The sequence below is a fragment of the Saccharothrix australiensis genome (genome assembly GCF_003634935.1).
In the GTDB taxonomy this organism is placed as follows: domain Bacteria; phylum Actinomycetota; class Actinomycetes; order Mycobacteriales; family Pseudonocardiaceae; genus Actinosynnema; species Actinosynnema australiense.
The window spans coordinates 6,383,782-6,401,594 of record NZ_RBXO01000001.1 but is presented as its reverse complement, the minus strand read 5'-3'; the positions used below and the strand labels follow the sequence as shown (position 1 = coordinate 6,401,594).

The following is a 17,813-nucleotide window of genomic DNA, read 5'->3' as shown; positions in this document are numbered from 1 at the left end:
TCGGGCCCGCACGACCTCGGGCCCGCACGACCTCGGGCCCGCACGACCTCGGGCCCGCACGACCTCGGGCCCGCACGACCGCCGAGCCGTGCGACCGGCCAGCCACATGGCCTCGGGTCCGCACCGCCGCCGAGCCCGTGCGACCGCCGGCCCGCACCACCGCCCGCTCAGGCGTTGAGGTAGGCCAGCACGGCCAGCACGCGGCGGTGGCCGCCCTGGTCGTCGGGCAGGGCCAGCTTGGTGAAGATGTTCCGGATGTGCTTGTGCACCGCGCCCTCGCTGACCACCAGGGTGTCCGCGATGGTGGCGTTGTTGTGGCCCTCCGCCATCAGCGCCAGCACCTCGCGCTCCCGGCCGGTGAGGGACTGGAGCGGGTCGTCGGCCTTGCGGCGGACCAGGAGCTGGGAGATCACCTCGGGGTCCATCGCGGTGCCGCCCTCGGCCACGCGCCGCAGGGCGTCGAGGAACCGCTCGACCTTGCCGACGCGCTCCTTGAGCAGGTAGCCGACCCCGCCCGCGCCGTCCGCGAGCAGCTCGGCGGCGTAGCTGTTCTCCACGTACGCCGACAGCACGAGGACCGGCAGGCCGGGGTGGCGGCGGCGGGCCTCGACGGCGGCGCGCAGCCCCTCGTCGCGGAACGACGGCGGCAGGCGCACGTCCATCACCACGGCGTCCGGGCGGTCGTCGGTGATGGCGGCCAGGAACTCGGTCGCGTTGTCCACGGCCGCGACCACGTCGACCCCCGCGTTGCCCAGCAGCAACGTCAGCCCCTCGCGCAGCAGGACGTCGTCCTCGGCGATCACGACCCGCAAGGCAGCTCCACTCGCAACACGGTCGGCCCGCCGGGCGGGCTGCTCAACTCGGCCCGGCCGTCGAAGGCGTCGGCGCGGCGCCGGATGCCGACGATACCGGTTCCCCGGCGGTCGTCCGCACCACCGCGGCCGTCGTCGCGCACCGTGATCAGCAGGGTGTCGTCCGTCGCCGCCAGGCGCACCGACGCCGCGCTCGCCCCCGCGTGCTTGGTGATGTTGGTCAGCGCCTCCGCGATGATGAAGTACGCCGCCGCCTCGATCGCCGCCGGCCGCCGCCCGATGGGCGCCACGTCCAGCGTGCACGGCACCGGGCAGCGGGCCGCCAGCGCCGACACCGCGCCGTCCAGCCCCCGGTCCGACAGCACCGGCGGGTAGATGTCGCGCACCACGTCCCGCAGCTCGGCCAGCGCGTCGATCGCCGTGTCCTGCGCCTTGCGGACCAGCCCGAACGCGGCCTCCGGGTCCCGGGCGCGGATCTGCTCGACGATGCCCAGCTGCATGACGACGGCGGCGATCCTGGCCTGCGCGCCGTCGTGCAGGTCACGTTCGATGCGGCGCAGCTCGGCACCGTGCGCCTCCAGCGCGCCCGCGCGGGACGCGGTCAGCTCCGCCACGCGGTCGGTCAGCCGGACGCCCTTGGCGGGCGACAGCAGCCGCCGCGCCACCCGCGCGTACCACCGGGCCACGGCGGGCAGCTGCAACGTCAGCAGGCCGTAGCCCACCCCGATCGCGATCGCGACGGACGTGCTCGGCCACGAGTCCACCACCACCCCGAACGACGTCTCCACGCCGCCCGGCACGAGCCACCAGTACAGCGGCATGAGCAGGTGGTTCACCGCGCTGGGCGCGAGGCCGAACGCGAGCCCGCCGAGCACGAGGCCCACCGTGCCGTGCAGGACCAGCCACGCCGCGTCACGCCGGGTGGCCGGGTCGGCCAGCGCCGTCCCGACCCGGTGCGACAGCGGCCCGTCCAGCAGCCGGTACGCCTCGGGGATCGGCGTGCCCAGCAGCGCGCCCGCGCGGCGGCGCTCGACGTCGACCAGCCGGCGGACCAGGTGCAGCGCCTCGGGCAGGGCGGGCAGGCCGACCCCGACCAGGCACAGCACCGCGACGATGAGCAGGCAGGCCAGCGCGAGGAACGACAGGAGGGCCGTGCCCGCGCCGACGACGAGGTAGCGGACGGCGGCCCACAGCGCGGCGAGGCGAGCGTTCATACCGCGATTCTGCACGTCCACGCCCGCGATCACGGTAGTGCTGGCTATACCACGGGACGCCTGCCAGCGGTATCGCCCGGATCGTCCAACCCGGACGACACTTCTGGCCGGCAAGCTTCGAGGAGGGGAACGGCATGGTGTCAGGAACGGTCGCCGTCGACACGGCACACGCGTTGCGGCTGGAGTCGGTGCGCAAGGTCTACGGCTCGGGCTCGAACGCGGTCACCGCGCTCGACGGGGTCACGGCCGGCCTGCGCCGGGGCGCGTTCACGGCGGTGATGGGACCGTCCGGATCGGGCAAGAGCACGTTCCTGCACTGCGCCGCCGGCCTGGACCGGCCCACGTCCGGGCGGGTGCTGCTGGGCGACACGGATCTCACCGGGCTGTCCGAGAACGCGCTCACCGAGCTGCGGCGGCAGCGGATCGGGTTCGTCTTCCAGGCGTACAACCTGATCCCGTCGCTGACCGTGCGGCAGAACATCACCCTGCCGCTGCGGTTCGCGGGCGCGCGGGTGGACGAGGACTGGCTGCGGGAGATCGTCGCGCGGGTCGGCATCGCGGCGCTGCTGGACCGCAGGCCCGCCGAGCTGTCCGGCGGCCAGCAGCAGCGGGTCGCGATCGCCCGCGCCCTGGTGACCCGGCCGGAGGTGCTGCTGGCCGACGAGCCGACCGGCGCGCTGGACACGCGGACCGGCCGGCAGGTGCTGGACCTGCTGCGCGGCCTGGTCGACACGGTGGGGCAGACCGTGCTGATGGTCACGCACGACCCGGTCGCCGCGTCCTTCGCGCACAGCGTGCTGTTCCTGGCCGACGGCCGGTTCGCGGGCGAGCTGCGCGAGCCGACGCCGGACCAGGTGGTGCGCAGGCTGACCGGTCTCGGGGAGTGGTGAGCGGTGCGTGACATCGCCTGGCAGTTGGTGAAGGCCCGCAAGATCGGGTTCGTGGGCGCGTTCCTGGCGATCCTGCTCGGCACGGCCGTGGTCGCCGCGTGCGGCATCCTCATGGAGTCCGGTTTCCGCTCCGGTGTGCCCACCGAGCGCTACGCCGCCGCGCCCGTCGTGGTCGGCGGACGGCAGGAGGTGCGGCCACCCGACGCCGACTTCCTCGCCACGCAGCCGGTCGGCTCGCCGCCCGCCGTGCCGGGCGCGCTGGTGGGGAAGGTCGCGGCGGTGCCCGGTGTGGCGGAGGCCGTGGGCGAGCGGACGTTCCCGGCGCGCGTCGTGCGGGACGGCGCGGTGCTGGAGGCGCTGGGGCACAACTGGGAGTCCGCCGTGCTCACGCCGTTCTCGGTGCGCGAGGGGCGCGCACCGGCGGCGGACGGCGAAGTGGTGCTGGACGCCGACCTGGCGCGCCGGGCGGGCGTCGGGGTGGCCGACCGGGTCGAGGTCATGACGACGTCGACACCGCTCGCCTACGAGGTGGTCGGCATCGCCGCGCCGCCCGGCGCGGACGGCCTGGCCGGGCAGTCGGCGCTGTACTTCACCGACGCGCGCGCCGGTGAGCTGTCCGGCACGCCCGACCGGTTCCACGCGATCGGCGTCTTCGGCGACGCCGGCGTGGTCGACCGCGTCGAGCGGGCGCTGGCAGGCGACCACGTCGAGGTCGTCTCGGGCGACGACCGCGGCACGGTGGAGTTCGCGGCCGTCGGCCGGTCCAGGGCGGTGCTGATCGCGATCGCCGGGTCGTTCGGCGGAATCGCGCTGCTGGTCGCGGTGTTCGTGGTGGCGGGCACGCTGGCGCTGACCATCGAGCAGCGGCGGCGGGAACTGGCGCTGCTGCGCGCCATCGCCGCGACGCCGAGGCAGGTCGGCAGGCTGATCGCCACGGAGACCACGATGGTGGCCTCGGTCGCCGCCGTGCTCGGCGCGCTGGGCGGCATCGGGGTCGGGCACGGGCTGCGGGACGCGTTCGCGGCGATCGGCGTCATCCCGGACGGCTTCGCGCTCTCCGTCGGCCCGCTGCCGCTGGTCGCCGCGATCGCGCTCAGCCTCGGGGCGGCCCGCCTGGCCGCGTGGGCGGCCTCCCGCCGACCCGCGCGCATCCCGCCGACGGAGGCCCTGGGCGACGCCGCGGTGGAACGGCCCGAGCCGGGTCGGTGGCGGCTCGTCGCGGGCACGCTCGTCCTCGCGGGCGGCGCGGGGTTGGCGACCGCGCCGCTGTACGTCGCGGGCGATGCCGGGGTCGCCATGACCGGCATGTCGGTCCTGCTGGCCGTGATCGGGGTGTCCCTGCTCGGCCCGCTCGCGGTCGGGCCGATCCTGCGCCTGGTCGCCGTGCCGCTGGGCAGGCTCGGCGTCACCGGCTTCCTCGCCGCCGCCAACAGCAGGGCCAACCTGCGCCGGGTCTCCGCCGCGCTGACGCCGCTGACGCTGTCCATCGCGTTCGCGGTGGTGAACTTCTTCAGCCACACCACCGCCACCGCGGCCACCGCGCAGCAGGCGGAGCGGGCCACCACGGCGGACTACGTGCTGTCCGCGCCGGGCGGCGTCTCGCCGGAGGTGGCGGAGGCGGCGCGGCGGATCGACGGCGTGGCGGCGGCCACGTCCCTGGTCCGCACGCAGGTGGTCGTGGCCTACGACGAGGCCGGCGCCAAGCGCGTCGAGCGGTACCCGGCGGTCGGGCTGGACCGGCCCGGCGGCACGCTCGACCTCGGTGTGCTGAGCGGGAGCCTGGACGACCTGCGCGGCGACGCGGTGGCGCTGAGCGAGGCGGAGGCGAGCTGGCTGGGCGCGCGCGTCGGCGACGAGGTGGAGCTGTACCTGGACGACGGGCAGCCCAAGAAGCTGCGGCTGGTCGCCACCTACGAGCGGGGTTCCGCGTTCGGCGACCACGCGCTGCCCGCCGAGCTCGTGCGGGCGCACTCGCAGTCGCGCCTGGACAGCTCCACCCTGGTCCGCCTGGCGCCGGGCGCGGACCGGGCGGAGGTCGCCGCGGCGCTCGGCGAGCTGGCCGGCCGCTACCCGGGCCTGACCACCGCGGACCGGTCGGGCGTGGCGCCCACCGAGGACGGCGGGCGCACGCTCCAGTTCTGGGTGAACATCGTGGCGGTGGGCGTGATCCTGGGCTACATCGCGATCGCGGTGGCCAACACGCTGGTCCTGACCACGGCGCAGCGGCGGCGGGAGTTCGCGCTGCTCCGGCTGGTCGGCGGCACGCGCAGGCAGGTGGTGCGGATGATGCGCAAGGAGGCGTTCACGTTGGTGGGCATGGCGATCGTGGTCGGGACGCTCATCCCCGCCGTGCCGCTGCTGCTGCTGAGCGTGGCGCTGTCGGGGACCGTGCTGCCGGCCGGGCCGATCGCGGTGTACCTGGGGATCATCGGCTTCGCGGCGCTGCTGGGCCTGCTGGCGCTCGGCCTGCCGACCCGGTTGGCGCTGCGGGCCCGGCCGATCGACGCGATCGGCGTGCGGGAGTAGGCCGCGGCACACCCGGCACCGGCCCGGCGGAGGGTTCTCCCGACCCGCCGACGAACCGGTGCCGGGTGTGCCGCGCCGCCACGACTCCGGTGCCATGCCGGCAGCCCACCCCTGCACGCCCTGGAGTCCACAGTGGACTTCCTGGTGGGTGGCACGGGGGGTCGATGTGGGACCATGTGCGTTCAGCGTGCGTTCTCGACTGGACCAGGGGGGCACATGACCCGCTTGCTGATCCAACCCGTGGCCAATCCGGAGGCCCGGCGCAACCGGGGGAAGACCCTGCACCGCGAGGTGGACTTCCGCCAGGCCGGGTACTGGGGTGCGCTGACGGCAGGGGAACGCTTGCTGCTGTCGAACCTGCATCCCGACGGGACGGCGCCGTTCTGGGGGACGCGCGCGTTCCTCGATCGGGGCATGGCCGGCGTGGGGATGGGTGACGTGGCGCTGTTCACCTGGGACAACCACGTCCGCGCCATCGGCGAGGTGGGCGCGAGCTTCCGCAACTCGGCGTTCGCCGACGCGCTGTGGAAGGAATCCCCGGACGAGGACAGCTTCGTCAACGTCTACAGCCTGATCGCGCTGGACGACACGGTGGTCATCCCGTACGGCGCCCTCGCCGCCGCGTCCGGCGGTGCGCTCAACGGCCCTTTCCGGCAGGGCTCCGTGGTCGACGACCCGGCGGTCGTCGACCAGGTGATCAGCGGGCTCGGCATCGAGAGGGTGACCGCCGCGGTGGTGGAGGACGCGCGCGAGGAGCACGTCCGGTCGCGACTCGAACGCGGACTCGCGATCGAACTCGAAGCCGTCCACACCACCGAGGTCGACTACTCGCTCCCGGCGCGGTCGGTCCGCGCGCGCCGGGCGGAGTCGCTGCTGGTGCGCGAGTACGTCGCGGCCCACCCCGAAGCGCACTTCCAGCGGATCGTGTCCGCGGCCGGGTACTCGGACGTGTACACGGTCGGCAAGGACGGCGCGGAGGTCATCGAGGCCAAGGGCGGGTTCGGACGGGACCGCGTCCGGCAAGCGGTGGCCCAGCTGCTGCACTACGCACCCCACTGCCCGAAACCCGTGGCCCGGCTGACCGCGTTGTTCCCGGCCCTCCCGGACGCGGTGGACGTCGCCCTCCTGCACAGCGTCGGCATCGACTGCGTGCACCGGACGGGGCCCGGCGAGTTCGAGCGCGTCCCGGCCCCCGCCGCTCGCCGCGCGCACATGCTGCCCGTGTGGAACGACGACTTCTCGGACTGACGGCGACCTACTCCGGCGTGATGCGGCACAGCTCCCGGTGGTACCGGATGTGCTCCTCGTCGACCTCGTGCTCGGGGTGGTGGCGCAGCTCGCCGAGCACCGCGTTGTCGTGGACCTGGCGGACCACGCCATCGGCGTCGACGTAGATGCCGAACCGGTCGAACCGCGCGTGGCAGTTCGGGCACAGGCACAGGGCGTTGCCGAGGTCGTCCGGCCCGTGGTGCGGCGCGCCCACGCCCCTGATGTGCGCGCACTCGCTGTAGAAGCCGACCCCGGTGAGGAGCCGCGTGCCGCAGAACTGGCACGTGTGGTCGTGCAGGGCGATGACGTGGTCGGCGACGCTCCGACGACGGGCGACGACGTCCCCGCTCCGCCTCCGCCGCCGGGCGGGGCCGGTCCTCGGCCGGGGCCGCCCGCCGGCCCGCGCGTAGTCCGCCAACCCCAGGCTCGCGAGCAATTCCTCCGTTTCGGTGATGTCGTCCAGGTGGCGTCCGCGCAGGGCGTTGATCGCCCGCGTGCGAACCTGGACGGACGACAGCAGCTCATGGCACCGGTCGTCGAAGCCCGCCACGGGCCCCGTGCCGGCGGCCGTCGCGTCGACCCGCCACACCCCGGTGCCCTCCAGGTGCCAGAACAGGTCCTTCACGGCCTCCGGGCCGGGGTCGCCGTCGTAGTCGCGGAGCACGTCGCCGACACCGCGGCAGAAGTCCTCCTCCGCGTGCCACCTCGTGGCGCGCCCGTGCCACCGGCCGATCGCCCACAGCAGCGCCAGCGCCTGCCGCTTCCCGGACTGCTCCGCCCGCCGCCGGTCGAGGGTGATCAAGCGGGCCAGGAACTCCTCGGTCGACCACCCCGCCCGCTCGGCGCTGGTGGGCCGCGCGCCGGACGGCTCGGCGTCGTCCTCCGGCCCGGAGCGGGCACCCCCGGCGGGCGCGCCCATCCCGTCGACCCGGAAGCCGAGCGCCACCAGGTGCCGCCCGACGGTCGCCCGTCCGCCGATGAGCTGGTCGTGCCGCAACGCCGTGCCGTTCCGGTACTTGTGCGCGACGCCCACGATCGCCTTGGAGTCGTACCGCTTGCCGTCGTGGACGAGCACGTACAGCCGGGCTTTGTCGTACCCGTACTCGGCCAGGAAGGCTTCCCGCCCCTTCCGGTCGTACTCGGCCATCGCCGCCACCACGTCCTGCCGCCGGACGTCCGTGTACCCCATGTCGCACAGAGCAGGAGCCGCCACCGACAACGCGACCGACAACGCCACCGACCGCGGTCAGCACAGGCCGCTCAGGAAGCGTTGCGTCTCGGGGTCGGTGGAGTAGAACCGGCAGCCCCGCGTCGCCCGGCTGGCCAGCACCCAGTAGGTGTTCAGCGCCAGCGGCAGGTAGCGGTCGGGGGAGAGGCTGTTGAGGGCCGTGTCGTGGCTTCGCCGCGGGTCCGCCACCCAGCGGTCGTCGCGGCGGACCAGGTCCGCGCCGAAGATCACGCCGCCGTAGTCGTACTCGAGGCCCTGGCACGTGTAGACGCAGCCGACCTGGTCCTGCCCGCCCCGGTCGGTCGCCCAGAACTCGCGGCGCGGGGCGATGATCGTGCCGTCGGGGCCGCGGTGGGCGGAGCCGGCGTTCCAAGGCCGTCGCCAGACCCGGTCGACCCCCTCGCGGTCGGTCCAGCGGATGACGACGTCGTCGCTGAGCGGCCTGCCCTCCACGCGCTTCGGCCACGGCCAGCAGAAGCCCGCCGCGACGCGCCCGGCGGGCCCCTGCCGCCGGACCCAGGCGTCCAGCTCGTCCGGGTCCCGGACCACACCCGCGTCGTAGTCCGCTCCGGTCCACGCCGGCGGCCGGCCCTCGTCCGACAGCAGCCGGCTCAACCAGTTCAGGTAAGCCTGGGAACCGCCGCAGCGGAACTGGCTGGTCAACTCGACGTGGCGGAACTCGGCGCCCTCCTCCGCCGCGACGCGCCGCAGCTGCTCGACGGTGACGCCCTCGTTCGGCCGGATCACCTGGCGCTCGTCCAGCAGGAAGACGCTGACCGGGGCCTTCCTGACCAGGCGACGGGCTTGGAACGGCCCGTTCCTGAGTCGGTGCGCCTCGTCCACCAGCGGGATGACGCCGTCGCCGAGGGGCGCGTCCGGGAACGCGAACAGCCCCCTGGTTCGGGTCCGCTCGTCCAACGCGCGTTGGAGCTGGCGCATCAGCGTGCCCGACGGCGTGAGCAGGCGGGTGGTCAGCCGGCCCGCCTTCGCGGTGAGGAACGGGATGTCGGCGAGCAGCCTCAGCGCGACCACGGTCTTGCCCGTGCCCGGTCCGCCGGTCACCGCGATCACCCGCCGGCGACCGGGGACGGCGTCCACCACCGCCTTCGCCACCCGCACCTGCGCCGCCTGCTGCTCGCCGAGCAGGATGAACTCCGACTTCCGCGCGAGGATCTCGTCGAGCGCGGCGAACAGCTTCGGCGAGGGGCGGTGCTCCAGGGCGAGGAACCGGGCGAGCTGCTCCTCGGCAGGCGACCTCAGGTCCGCGCACCCGAGCAGCGCGGCGAGGTCGCCCGGCACGGCGTCGGTCAACTCGTCGCCGGACAGGATCGGCACGGCGCCGCTGCCCGGTCGGCCGTCGACCTCGGCGCGCAGCCGCCGCGCCAGGTCGCTCCGGGCGTTGTGCAGCACGGCGACGCCGCGGAACAGCAGGTCCAGGGTCGCGTCCTCGAGCCACCGCTCCAGGTAGCTCAGGTAACCGGCGGTCTGCCGGCACGGGTGCACCCGCTCGATCCCCGGGGCGATCTCCACTTCCAGCGAATCGGCGCGCCGGACCCGGTCCCACTGCTTGAGTTCCACGACCACACCCGTCAACCCGCCGCCGGGTCGCGCGCCCAGCACCAGGGCGTCGACCCGCTCACCGGTGCCGGGCAGCTCGAACTCGAGCACCAGCGCCAGGTCCCCGAGGCCGGCCCTGAGCAACGCGGCCACCAGCACCGGCCAGCTGTTGCGCCAACTCCGGATCTCGGCGTCGCCCGGTTGTTCACCCCGGCCACGCCGGAACCTGTCGACGCACCCGGCGACGAAGCCGTCGGGGTCGGACCGCAGCACCTCGGCCGCGTCCCGGACGGAGCCCTGGTACACGTGCATGATCCAGAGCTACCAGAACCGCCGGGCGGATTCCGGGCGTGTCGAGGAACGACGTGCAGGCAGTGCGACGCGCGTGGTGGAGTGTGCGGTGGCGGGATCGGTGTGCCGCGGAGCCGGTGGCACGGCGGTGTTCGGGCGCGCCCGCGCCCGGTGGCGCGGCTGGTCGCGTGTGCGACCACCGGAGGAATGCTCGGATTTCCACCTGTGATCGACTCGCGGCGTCCCCGCGCGCGGCCCGGTGGGGGCGCGGGGGAGTGTCGGTGGGGGTCGTTAGTATCGCCCGGTGGGTTCGCATGAGGTTCTGCGAAGGGTCTTCGGGTACGACTCCTTCCGGGGCGACCAGCAGGAGATCGTCGAGCACGTCATCGGTGGGGGTGACGCGCTCGTCCTCATGCCCACCGGCGGCGGCAAATCGCTGTGCTACCAGATACCGTCGTTGGTGCGCGACGGCGTCGGGGTGGTCGTCTCGCCCCTGATCGCGCTCATGCAGGACCAGGTCGACGCCCTGCGCGACCTCGGCGTGCGGGCCGGGTTCCTCAACTCCACGCAGTACCCCGACGAGCGCTCGCTGGTCGAGGCCGAATTCCTCGCCGGCGAGCTGGACCTGCTCTACCTCGCGCCCGAGCGGCTGCGCGTGGAGCAGACCGTGCGGTTGCTGGAGCGCGGGAAGATCGCCCTGTTCGCGATCGACGAGGCGCACTGCGTGTCGCAGTGGGGCCACGACTTCCGGCCCGACTACCTCGCCCTCTCCCACCTGCACGAACGGTGGCCCGACGTGCCGCGGGTCGCGTTGACGGCCACGGCCACCAAGGCCACCCACGCCGAGATCGCGCAGCGGCTGGACCTGACCGGCGCGCGGCACTTCGTCGCCAGTTTCGACCGGCCCAACATCCAGTACCGGATCGTCCCGAAGAACGAGCCGAAGAAGCAGCTGCTGGAACTGCTGCGGAACGAGCACGCGGGCGACGCCGGAATCGTCTACTGCCTGTCCCGCAATTCCGTCGAGAAGACCGCGGAATTCCTCAACCAGAACGGCGTCCGGGCGCTCCCCTACCACGCCGGGCTCGATTCCGGCACGCGCGCGGAGAACCAGGCGCGATTCCTCCGCGAGGACGGCCTGGTGATGGTCGCGACGATCGCGTTCGGCATGGGCATCGACAAGCCCGACGTGCGGTTCGTCGCGCACCTCGACCTGCCGAAGTCGGTCGAGGGCTACTACCAGGAGACGGGCCGCGCCGGGCGCGACGGGCTGCCGTCCACGGCCTGGCTCGCGTACGGCCTCCAGGACGTCGTGCAGCAGCGCAAGATGATCGAGGACTCCGAGGGCGACCAGCAGCACCGCCGCCGGCTCGTCGCCCACCTGGAGGCGATGCTGGCGCTGTGCGAGACGGTCGAGTGCCGCCGCGTCCAGCTCCTCGACTACTTCGGCCAGCGCGGCGAGCCGTGCGGCAACTGCGACACCTGCCTGGAGCCGCCGGAGACGTGGGACGGCACGGTGCCCGCGCAGAAGGTGCTGTCCACCGTGTACCGCCTCAAGAACGAGCGGCGGCAGAAGTTCGGCGCCGGGCAGACCATCGACATCCTGCTGGGGCGCAAGACGGCCAAGGTCATCCAGTTCGACCACGACGCGCTGTCGGTGTTCGGCATCGGCACCGAGCTGAACGAGAGCGGCTGGCGCGGCGTCGTGCGGCAGCTGCTGGCCCAGGGGCTGCTCGCGGTCGAGGGCGAGTACTCGACGCTCGTGCTCACGCCGGGCAGCGAGGAGGTGCTCTACCGGGGCCGCAAGGTGCTCATGCGGCGGGAGGCCGAGCGCGCCGCGAAGGTCCGCACCGCCAAGTCGAAGCGCGCCGAGCCGGTGGAGCTGCCCGCCGAGGCCGCGCCGGTCTTCGAGCGCCTGCGGGCGTGGCGGGCGGCGACGGCCAAGGAGCAGGGCGTCCCCGCGTACGTGATCTTCCACGACGCGACGCTGCGGCAGATCGCGACCGCCGGGCCGAGCACGCTGGCCGAGCTGGGCACGGTCAACGGGGTCGGCGAGAACAAGCTGGCGAAGTACGGTCAGCAGATCCTGGACACGCTCGCGTCATGACGGGCGTCCCGAAGCGCCCCGACGCGCCGAAGCCGTCCGACGCGCCGAAGCGCCCCGCCGTGCCGGCGGGGTCTGGTGCCCCGGCGCGGTCTGATGCTTCGGCGCGGTCCGGCGCGCGGCGAGTGCGCGGTGAGCGGCGGCGGGTGCCCGGCGCCTCCGAAGCACGCGGCACGTCGGCCACGCCCGGCGTACCCCGCACATCCGGCACGCCCCGCCCCGCCGGCGCGTCCGATGCACCTGGCACGCCCCGCCCCGCCGGCGCGTCCGATGCACCCGGCGCGTCCCGCCCCGCCAGCACGCCCGGCGCGTCCCGCACCGCCGGCCCGGCCGGCGCACCCGGCCCCGCCGGGGAGCCGGCAGCGGTCGACGTGTCCGGCAGGCGTGAGCTGCCCCTCGTGCCCGGCGGGCTCCGCGCCGACTGCGAGCGCTGCTTCGGCCTGTGCTGCGTGGTGCCCGCGTTCGCCGCCTCGTCGGACTTCGCGATCGACAAGCCGGCCCGCACGCCGTGCCGCAACCTCGGCGCGGACTTCCGCTGCGGCATCCACACCGGCCTGCGCGACCGGGGTTTCCGCGGCTGCACGGTCTACGACTGCTTCGGCGCGGGCCAGCAGGTCGCCCAGGTGACGTTCGCCGGGCGGAGCTGGCGGGACGCCCCGGAGACGGCCGAGCTGATGTTCGACGTCTTCCCGGTGATGCGCGAGCTGCACGAACTGCTCTGGTACCTCACCGAAGCGCTCCGCCTGGACACCCCGCTGCACGCCGACCTGACGGAGGCGCGGGCGGACGTCGCGGCGCTCACCGCCGCGCCGCCGCACGAGCTGGCGGAGCTGGACGTCGGGCCGCGGTGGCGCACGGTGAGCGGGCTGCTGGAGCGGGTCAGCGCGCACGTCCGGGCCGCGCACGGCAAGCGGAAGTCCAAGCGCGGCGCGGACCTGATCGGCCGCAGGCTCGCCGGGGCGGACCTGCGCGGCGTCGACCTGCGCGGCGCGTACCTGATCGGCGCCGACCTCTCCCGCGCGGACCTGCGGTGCGCGGACCTCATCGGCGCGGACCTGCGGGGTGCGGACCTGAGCGGCGCGGACCTCACCGGCGCGCTGTTCCTGACGCAGGCCCAAGTGGACGCCGCGAAGGGTGACGGGAAGACCGTCCTGCCCCCGACCCTGACCCGGCCCGGCCACTGGCGCTGACCGCGCGACCGCGCCGGTCCCGCGACAGCCCGCGTCGAGCCCGAGCCCGACGCCGCGCCGGTCCCGCCGACAGCCCGCGTCGAGCCCGTGCCGGTTCCGGCTGCCACCGTCGATCCCGCGCCCGCCCGCCTACAGCCGCGCCAACGCCCCGTCCACCACGTCCTCCAACGCCCGCCGGTCGTGCGTCACCTTCGACAGCACGCGCAACCCGTAGTAGGCGCTCAGCAGGAACCGGGCGCTCACCAGCGGCTCGACGTCACCCGACAGCTCACCCGACCGCTGCCCCGCCGCGATCAGGTGGCACACCAGCACCTCCAACCGCCCGAACTGCCGCCGCACCTCCTCCGCCACCCGCTCGTCGGTGCCGCCCGCGTCGACGGCGGCGTTCACCGCCAGGCACCCGCGCCGGTCCGGGTCGGCCAGGTCGTCGTCGATCACGGCCAGCAGGAACGCCCGCAGCCGGTCCTTCACCGGGCCCGGCCCCTCCAGGACCTGCCGCCGGCAGCCGAGGTCCACCTCGGCGTACCGGCGCAGCACCCGCTCGTACAGGCCGTGCTTGCTGCCGTAGGCGTTGTACAGGCTGCTCCGCCCGAGACCCGTGCAGGCGCACAGGTCCTCCGTCGAAGTGGCCTCGTACCCCTTCGACCAGAACATCTCCATCGCGGCGGCCACGACCGCCGCGTCGTCGAAACCCCGCGGCCTGCCCACGTTCCGGAGCGTAGTCGGTCGAGCACGCATCGAGAGCGGTCGCGACCGCGCCCGAACGCCGCTGGTTCGGTCCCGTGCCGGGGAGTTCGGCGATCCGCAACCCGGCCACCGCGCCGGGCCCACCGGACGGGCCGGACCGCCGCGGCGACCACGACGGCGACCACGACGGCGGGCACGCCCGACGGCCGGGACCTACGTCGACGGGCGTAGGCCCACGAGCCGCCACCCGTCGGACGCGGCGACGGCGTCGGCGGCGACACCCTGCACGGCATGCGACTCCAGCCGACCGCCCGCAAGTCCGTCCTCCTGCTGCACGTCGTCTCGTCGGTCGGGTGGCTCGGCGTCACCGTCGGCGACCTCGTCCTGGCGGTCGCGGCGTTCGACCGGCCCGAGCTGTACCGGGCGATGGCGTTGCTGGGCGACCGCGTCGTGCTGCCGATGGGCCTGGTCGCGCTGGTGTCCGGGGTCGTGGTGTCCGTGGGCACGAGGTGGGGCCTGGTGAAGTACCGCTGGGTGCTGGTGAAGTTCGTGCTGACGGTGATCGCCGTGGTGGCGACGGCCTTCGCGCTGCGGTCCGGCCTGCACCGCGCGGCGGACGGCGCGGCGACCGGCGACGTCGGCGGCGCGGGGGTGGACGTGCTCGTCGCGTCCTGCGTGTCGCTGGCCATCTACACGGTCAACACCGCGCTGTCGGTGTTCAAGCCCTGGGGCCGGACGCGGTGGGGCTGAGCCCTTCCCGCCGGCGCTCCGCGGTCGCGCCCAGTTCCACCGGGTCGCACGCGGCCAGGTGGTCGCGCACCAGGGCGTGCGGGAAGCGGTGGCCGTCCACGAGCAGCACCCGGTCCAGGGCCGACTGGATGACCGCCTTGCGCCGCAGCGGGAACTCGTCCAGCGCGAGCGGCTTGGCGAGCAGTTCGGCGACCGGCTCGCACGGTCGCGCGGCCACCGGCGTCACGGCGAGCCCGATGAGCAGCCCGGTCACCGGCCCGACGCCCGTCCACTGGGGCACCGCGCCGAACACGGTGCCGAGCACCACGCCCGGCAGGGTGCCGAGCACCACGCCCGGCGCCGCGCCGAGCACCGCGGCGAGCCCGGCGCCGGCCAGCCCCGCGACGGGCGCCGAGCGCGGACCGCGTCCCGCCGGCGCGACGCCGCGCAGGCCCTCCCACACCCTCGTCAGCCCGCCGGTCAGCACGCCGACCACCGCGCCCGCGCACAGCCCGACGCCCAGCGCCGCCAGGAGGGCCGCCGGACCGGTCCGGACCATCACCGCCGCAGGCACGAGCGCGGACGCCACCGCCCAGTACCGGTCCCGCGTCACGCCCAGCGCCACCAGGAACGCCACGACCAGCACCAGCCCGAACCCGACGGGCGCGGGCCAGCGCGCCATCTGCCCGCCCAGCCGGCCGCCCACCACCGCCACCGCGCCCACGACCAGCGCGCCCGCCGCGAAACCCGTCGCCGCCCACCGCGCGCCGCCCGCCCGGTCACCCACCGGTGCGGGGAACCGCCCGCGCCGCAACGCCGCCGCGCACACCGCAGCCACCACCGCCGCGACGACCCCGAACGCCAGCCCCACCACGAGGCACAGCGCCGCCGCCGCGCCCGCCAGCGCACCCGGCGCGGCCCGCCGGAACAGCCGCCACACCACCTCGGGCCCGACGAAGTCCAGCCACACCTCCCGGCGCGGCAGCCGGTGGCGGGCCACGAGGTCCGCGCGGCGGCGGGCGATCCGGGCCAGGAACCGCAGCGCGCGCAACGTCCGCTCGGCCCGCCCCGGCCCGCGCGCCACCGACTCGACCACGTAGGTGTCGAGCACGCCCCGGTACTCCGCGCGCCCCGCCCGGTAGGCCAGGGCCAGCAGCCCGAACGCCAGCGGCGTGCGCACCTCGTCCCACGCGTCCGGGTCCTTCGCCAGCGCCTCGGCCAGCCCGTCCAGGCGGGGCGCGCACGCCGCGATCAGACCGAGGACGTCGGTGCGCCGCAGCGGTTCCACGTGCACCACGTCGTAGCGCGGCAGCCGTTCGTAGTCGTCGGTGGAGCAGCACAGCACGACGTGCGGCAGCCGCAGCGCGGTGATCCACGCCAGGCACTCGGCGCGGTCGGCCTCGGGCACCTCGTCCAGGTCGTCGAACAGCACCGCCAGCCGCCGCTCCCGCAGCCACGCCCGGCCCAGCCGCGCGCCGATCCGGTACCGCCGGGCGAGGTGCCCCAGCAGCCACTCGCCGAAGTCCTCCGCGGGCCGCCACCCGCCCAGGTCCACCAGCACCGGCACCAGCCGGTCCTCGTCGGCCTTCGCGCGGTGCACCAGCGTGGCGGCGAGTTCCAGCAGCAGCGACGTCTTGCCCGCGCCCGGCTCGCCGACCACCACCAGCGGCGCGGTGGAGCGCGTCGGCAGGCGGGGGCCGACGCGCGGCGCGACGCCGAGCTTGAGCCGCACCTGCTCCGCCGTCGAACCCTCCTGCCTGGCCCGGACGTACCGCTCCACGCGCTCCAGCGCGGCGGCCCGGTTCGCGGGGTGCGCGGGCAGGCGGCGCACCAGCAGGGCGCTGAGCGGGGTCCAGGCGGCCAGCGCGGCGGTGACGGCGGACAGCAGCACCAGGGACGGCCACAGCCACGTCGCGTACGGCCCGAGCACGCGTGGTGCGGAGCCGCCGGTCGCGGCGTTGATCGCGATCGGCAGGAGCACCAGGCACGTCACACCACCCGCGCCGATCAGGGCGATCCGGCGTGAGGCGCGCGCGAGTCTCCGGTGGTCCATGTGCCCCTTCCGCAGGTCGCAACGACGGTAACGGCGTTTGCGGTCCCGTGGTAGGTGGGTTCCCGTGCGCGGGTGACCACCACCGGCGATTACCTCGAACGGCCGAGCCCACGCGTGTGCAGCGGGATTCCGCGCGCGACGGGAGGTCCGGCGCGCGGGGCGCGAGTTCGGCGTGTGCGGCGGGAGCTTCGGCGGGTGCGGTGGGAAGTGCGGCGCGTGAGGTGGGCGGTGCGCCGCGTCAGGGTGAGCGGTGCGCCGCATGTGGCGCGGGGCGGTGACGGGCGCGTGCGGTGCGGCGCGAGCACCCGCTGTCGGAGGACCGGGCCGTGCGCTGATCGGGTGCGCTCAGCCCGTCAGGAAGTCCACGATCAGCCGGTTCACCTCGGCCGGCCGTTCGAGGAAGCCGTAGTGCCCCGCGTCGGCGACCTCCTCGTACCGCGCGCCGGGGATCGCCTCGGCCACCTCGCGCCCCAGGTGCGGCGGCAGGACGCGGTCGTCGGCGAAGCCCACCACCAGGCAGGGCACCCGGATGGCCCGGTAGGCGTCGAGCCGGTTGCCGAACTCGTCCAGCTCGTACTGCGCCCGCACGCCCGCGCCGACGGCCGGCCCGGTGAACTCGAAGACGTCGAGCCAGTCGCGGGCCGCCACCGGGTCGCGCAGGGTCGCGGGGGAGAGGTTGAGCACCGCGTTGACCGCCGCGAAGTACCGGCCGGGCAACGTGATCCCCTGGTCGTACAGGGCGCGTTCGCCCTGCGACAGGGCGTGCTGCACCGGGTCGTCGCGGCCGGCCGTGCCGAGCAGGACGGCGCGCTTGAGGAGGTCGGGCCGGGCCAGCGCCAGTTCCTGGGCGACGCGTGCGCCGATCGACGTGCCGACGACGTGCGCGGGGCCGCCGAGGTGCTCGATCAGCGCGGCCGTGTCGCCGACGAGGTCCTCGACCTCCATGCCGGAAGCGCACTCGTCCGTCGGCGGGATGCCCCGGTTGTCGAACGTCGCCACCCGGAAACCGGCCGCCCGCAGCGCGGGCACCTGGTGCGGGTGCCACACCCGGCCGGGGCTGCCGGTGCCCATCACCAGCACGACCAGGTCGCCGGCGCCCTCCACGTGGTAGTTGACCGTGATCCCGTTGAGCGCGGCTGTCGGCATGGCGGGAGGGTAACGACCGGGTCCGCGCGCACGCCATCCCGCCGGCGAGCCCGTCGCGCCGGACGCGGGTCAGGGTTCGGCCCTGAGGCGAGCGGCCCTGTCGGGGTCCACGTACCA

The 17,813-nt window shown here is 74.9% G+C and carries 13 protein-coding genes; 6 read left to right on the top strand and 7 right to left on the bottom strand.

Translation table 11 applies throughout. The annotated features are described in order from the left end of the window. Window positions 1-167 precede the first annotated feature (167 nt). Window positions 168-812: a response regulator gene (locus tag C8E97_RS27090; protein ID WP_121008243.1), complete on the bottom strand. Its 645-nt coding sequence runs from the start codon at window positions 810-812 to the stop codon at window positions 168-170. After that, window positions 800-2,026, bottom strand: a complete 1,227-nt coding sequence (locus C8E97_RS27085) for a sensor histidine kinase (protein WP_121008242.1) — start codon at window positions 2,024-2,026, stop codon at window positions 800-802. The genes C8E97_RS27090 and C8E97_RS27085 overlap by 13 nt, the downstream gene beginning before the upstream one ends. 134 nt (window positions 2,027-2,160) lie before the next feature. Between C8E97_RS27085 and C8E97_RS27080 the strand changes: the two genes are divergently transcribed. From C8E97_RS27080 to C8E97_RS27070, 3 genes are all read left to right on the top strand, one after another. Beyond that, window positions 2,161-2,916 carry an ABC transporter ATP-binding protein gene (locus C8E97_RS27080; RefSeq protein ID WP_121008241.1) on the top strand — a complete coding sequence of 252 codons (756 nt, stop codon included), beginning with the start codon at window positions 2,161-2,163 and terminating at the stop codon, window positions 2,914-2,916. 3 nt (window positions 2,917-2,919) lie between these two features. Continuing rightward, entirely contained in the window at window positions 2,920-5,442 is a 2,523-nt protein-coding gene (locus C8E97_RS27075; RefSeq protein ID WP_121008240.1) for an FtsX-like permease family protein, read from the top strand. A gap of 216 nt (window positions 5,443-5,658) precedes the next feature. After that, window positions 5,659-6,690: a hypothetical protein gene (locus C8E97_RS27070; RefSeq protein ID WP_121008239.1), complete on the top strand. Its 1,032-nt coding sequence runs from the start codon at window positions 5,659-5,661 to the stop codon at window positions 6,688-6,690. Between the two features lie 7 nt (window positions 6,691-6,697). Here the strand turns inward: C8E97_RS27070 and C8E97_RS34950 are convergent, their stop codons facing one another. Both C8E97_RS34950 and C8E97_RS27060 read right to left on the bottom strand, forming a co-directional pair. Next, a complete protein-coding gene (locus tag C8E97_RS34950; protein ID WP_246019197.1) occupies window positions 6,698-7,900 on the bottom strand; it encodes an HNH endonuclease in 1,203 nt (400 codons plus the stop codon). A 57-nt stretch (window positions 7,901-7,957) separates the two neighbouring features. After that, the gene (locus tag C8E97_RS27060; protein ID WP_121008238.1) at window positions 7,958-9,808 is read right to left on the bottom strand and encodes a DNA/RNA helicase domain-containing protein; all 1,851 of its coding nucleotides are present in this window, start codon (window positions 9,806-9,808) and stop codon (window positions 7,958-7,960) included. A 283-nt stretch (window positions 9,809-10,091) separates the two neighbouring features. Between C8E97_RS27060 and recQ the strand changes: the two genes are divergently transcribed. Both recQ and C8E97_RS27050 read left to right on the top strand, forming a co-directional pair. After that, the gene (gene recQ, locus C8E97_RS27055; RefSeq protein WP_121008237.1) at window positions 10,092-11,894 is read left to right on the top strand and encodes a DNA helicase RecQ; all 1,803 of its coding nucleotides are present in this window, start codon (window positions 10,092-10,094) and stop codon (window positions 11,892-11,894) included. Between the two features lie 368 nt (window positions 11,895-12,262). After that, entirely contained in the window at window positions 12,263-13,081 is an 819-nt protein-coding gene (locus C8E97_RS27050) for a pentapeptide repeat-containing protein (RefSeq protein WP_121008236.1), read from the top strand. Between the two features lie 129 nt (window positions 13,082-13,210). Here the strand turns inward: C8E97_RS27050 and C8E97_RS27045 are convergent, their stop codons facing one another. Then, entirely contained in the window at window positions 13,211-13,789 is a 579-nt protein-coding gene (locus C8E97_RS27045) for a TetR/AcrR family transcriptional regulator (RefSeq protein ID WP_121008235.1), read from the bottom strand. A 270-nt stretch (window positions 13,790-14,059) separates the two neighbouring features. On the opposite strand from C8E97_RS27045, the gene C8E97_RS27040 reads away from it, so the two are divergent. Beyond that, entirely contained in the window at window positions 14,060-14,518 is a 459-nt protein-coding gene (locus C8E97_RS27040; RefSeq protein WP_121008234.1) for a DUF2269 domain-containing protein, read from the top strand. Here the strand turns inward: C8E97_RS27040 and C8E97_RS35625 are convergent. Both C8E97_RS35625 and C8E97_RS27030 read right to left on the bottom strand, forming a co-directional pair. After that, window positions 14,487-16,550 carry an NACHT domain-containing protein gene (locus tag C8E97_RS35625; RefSeq protein WP_211347146.1) on the bottom strand — a complete coding sequence of 688 codons (2,064 nt, stop codon included), beginning with the start codon at window positions 16,548-16,550 and terminating at the stop codon, window positions 14,487-14,489. The genes C8E97_RS27040 and C8E97_RS35625 overlap by 32 nt on opposite strands. Before the next feature lie 345 nt (window positions 16,551-16,895). Next, window positions 16,896-17,696: an alpha/beta fold hydrolase gene (locus tag C8E97_RS27030; protein WP_121008233.1), complete on the bottom strand. Its 801-nt coding sequence runs from the start codon at window positions 17,694-17,696 to the stop codon at window positions 16,896-16,898. Window positions 17,697-17,813 lie beyond the last annotated feature (117 nt).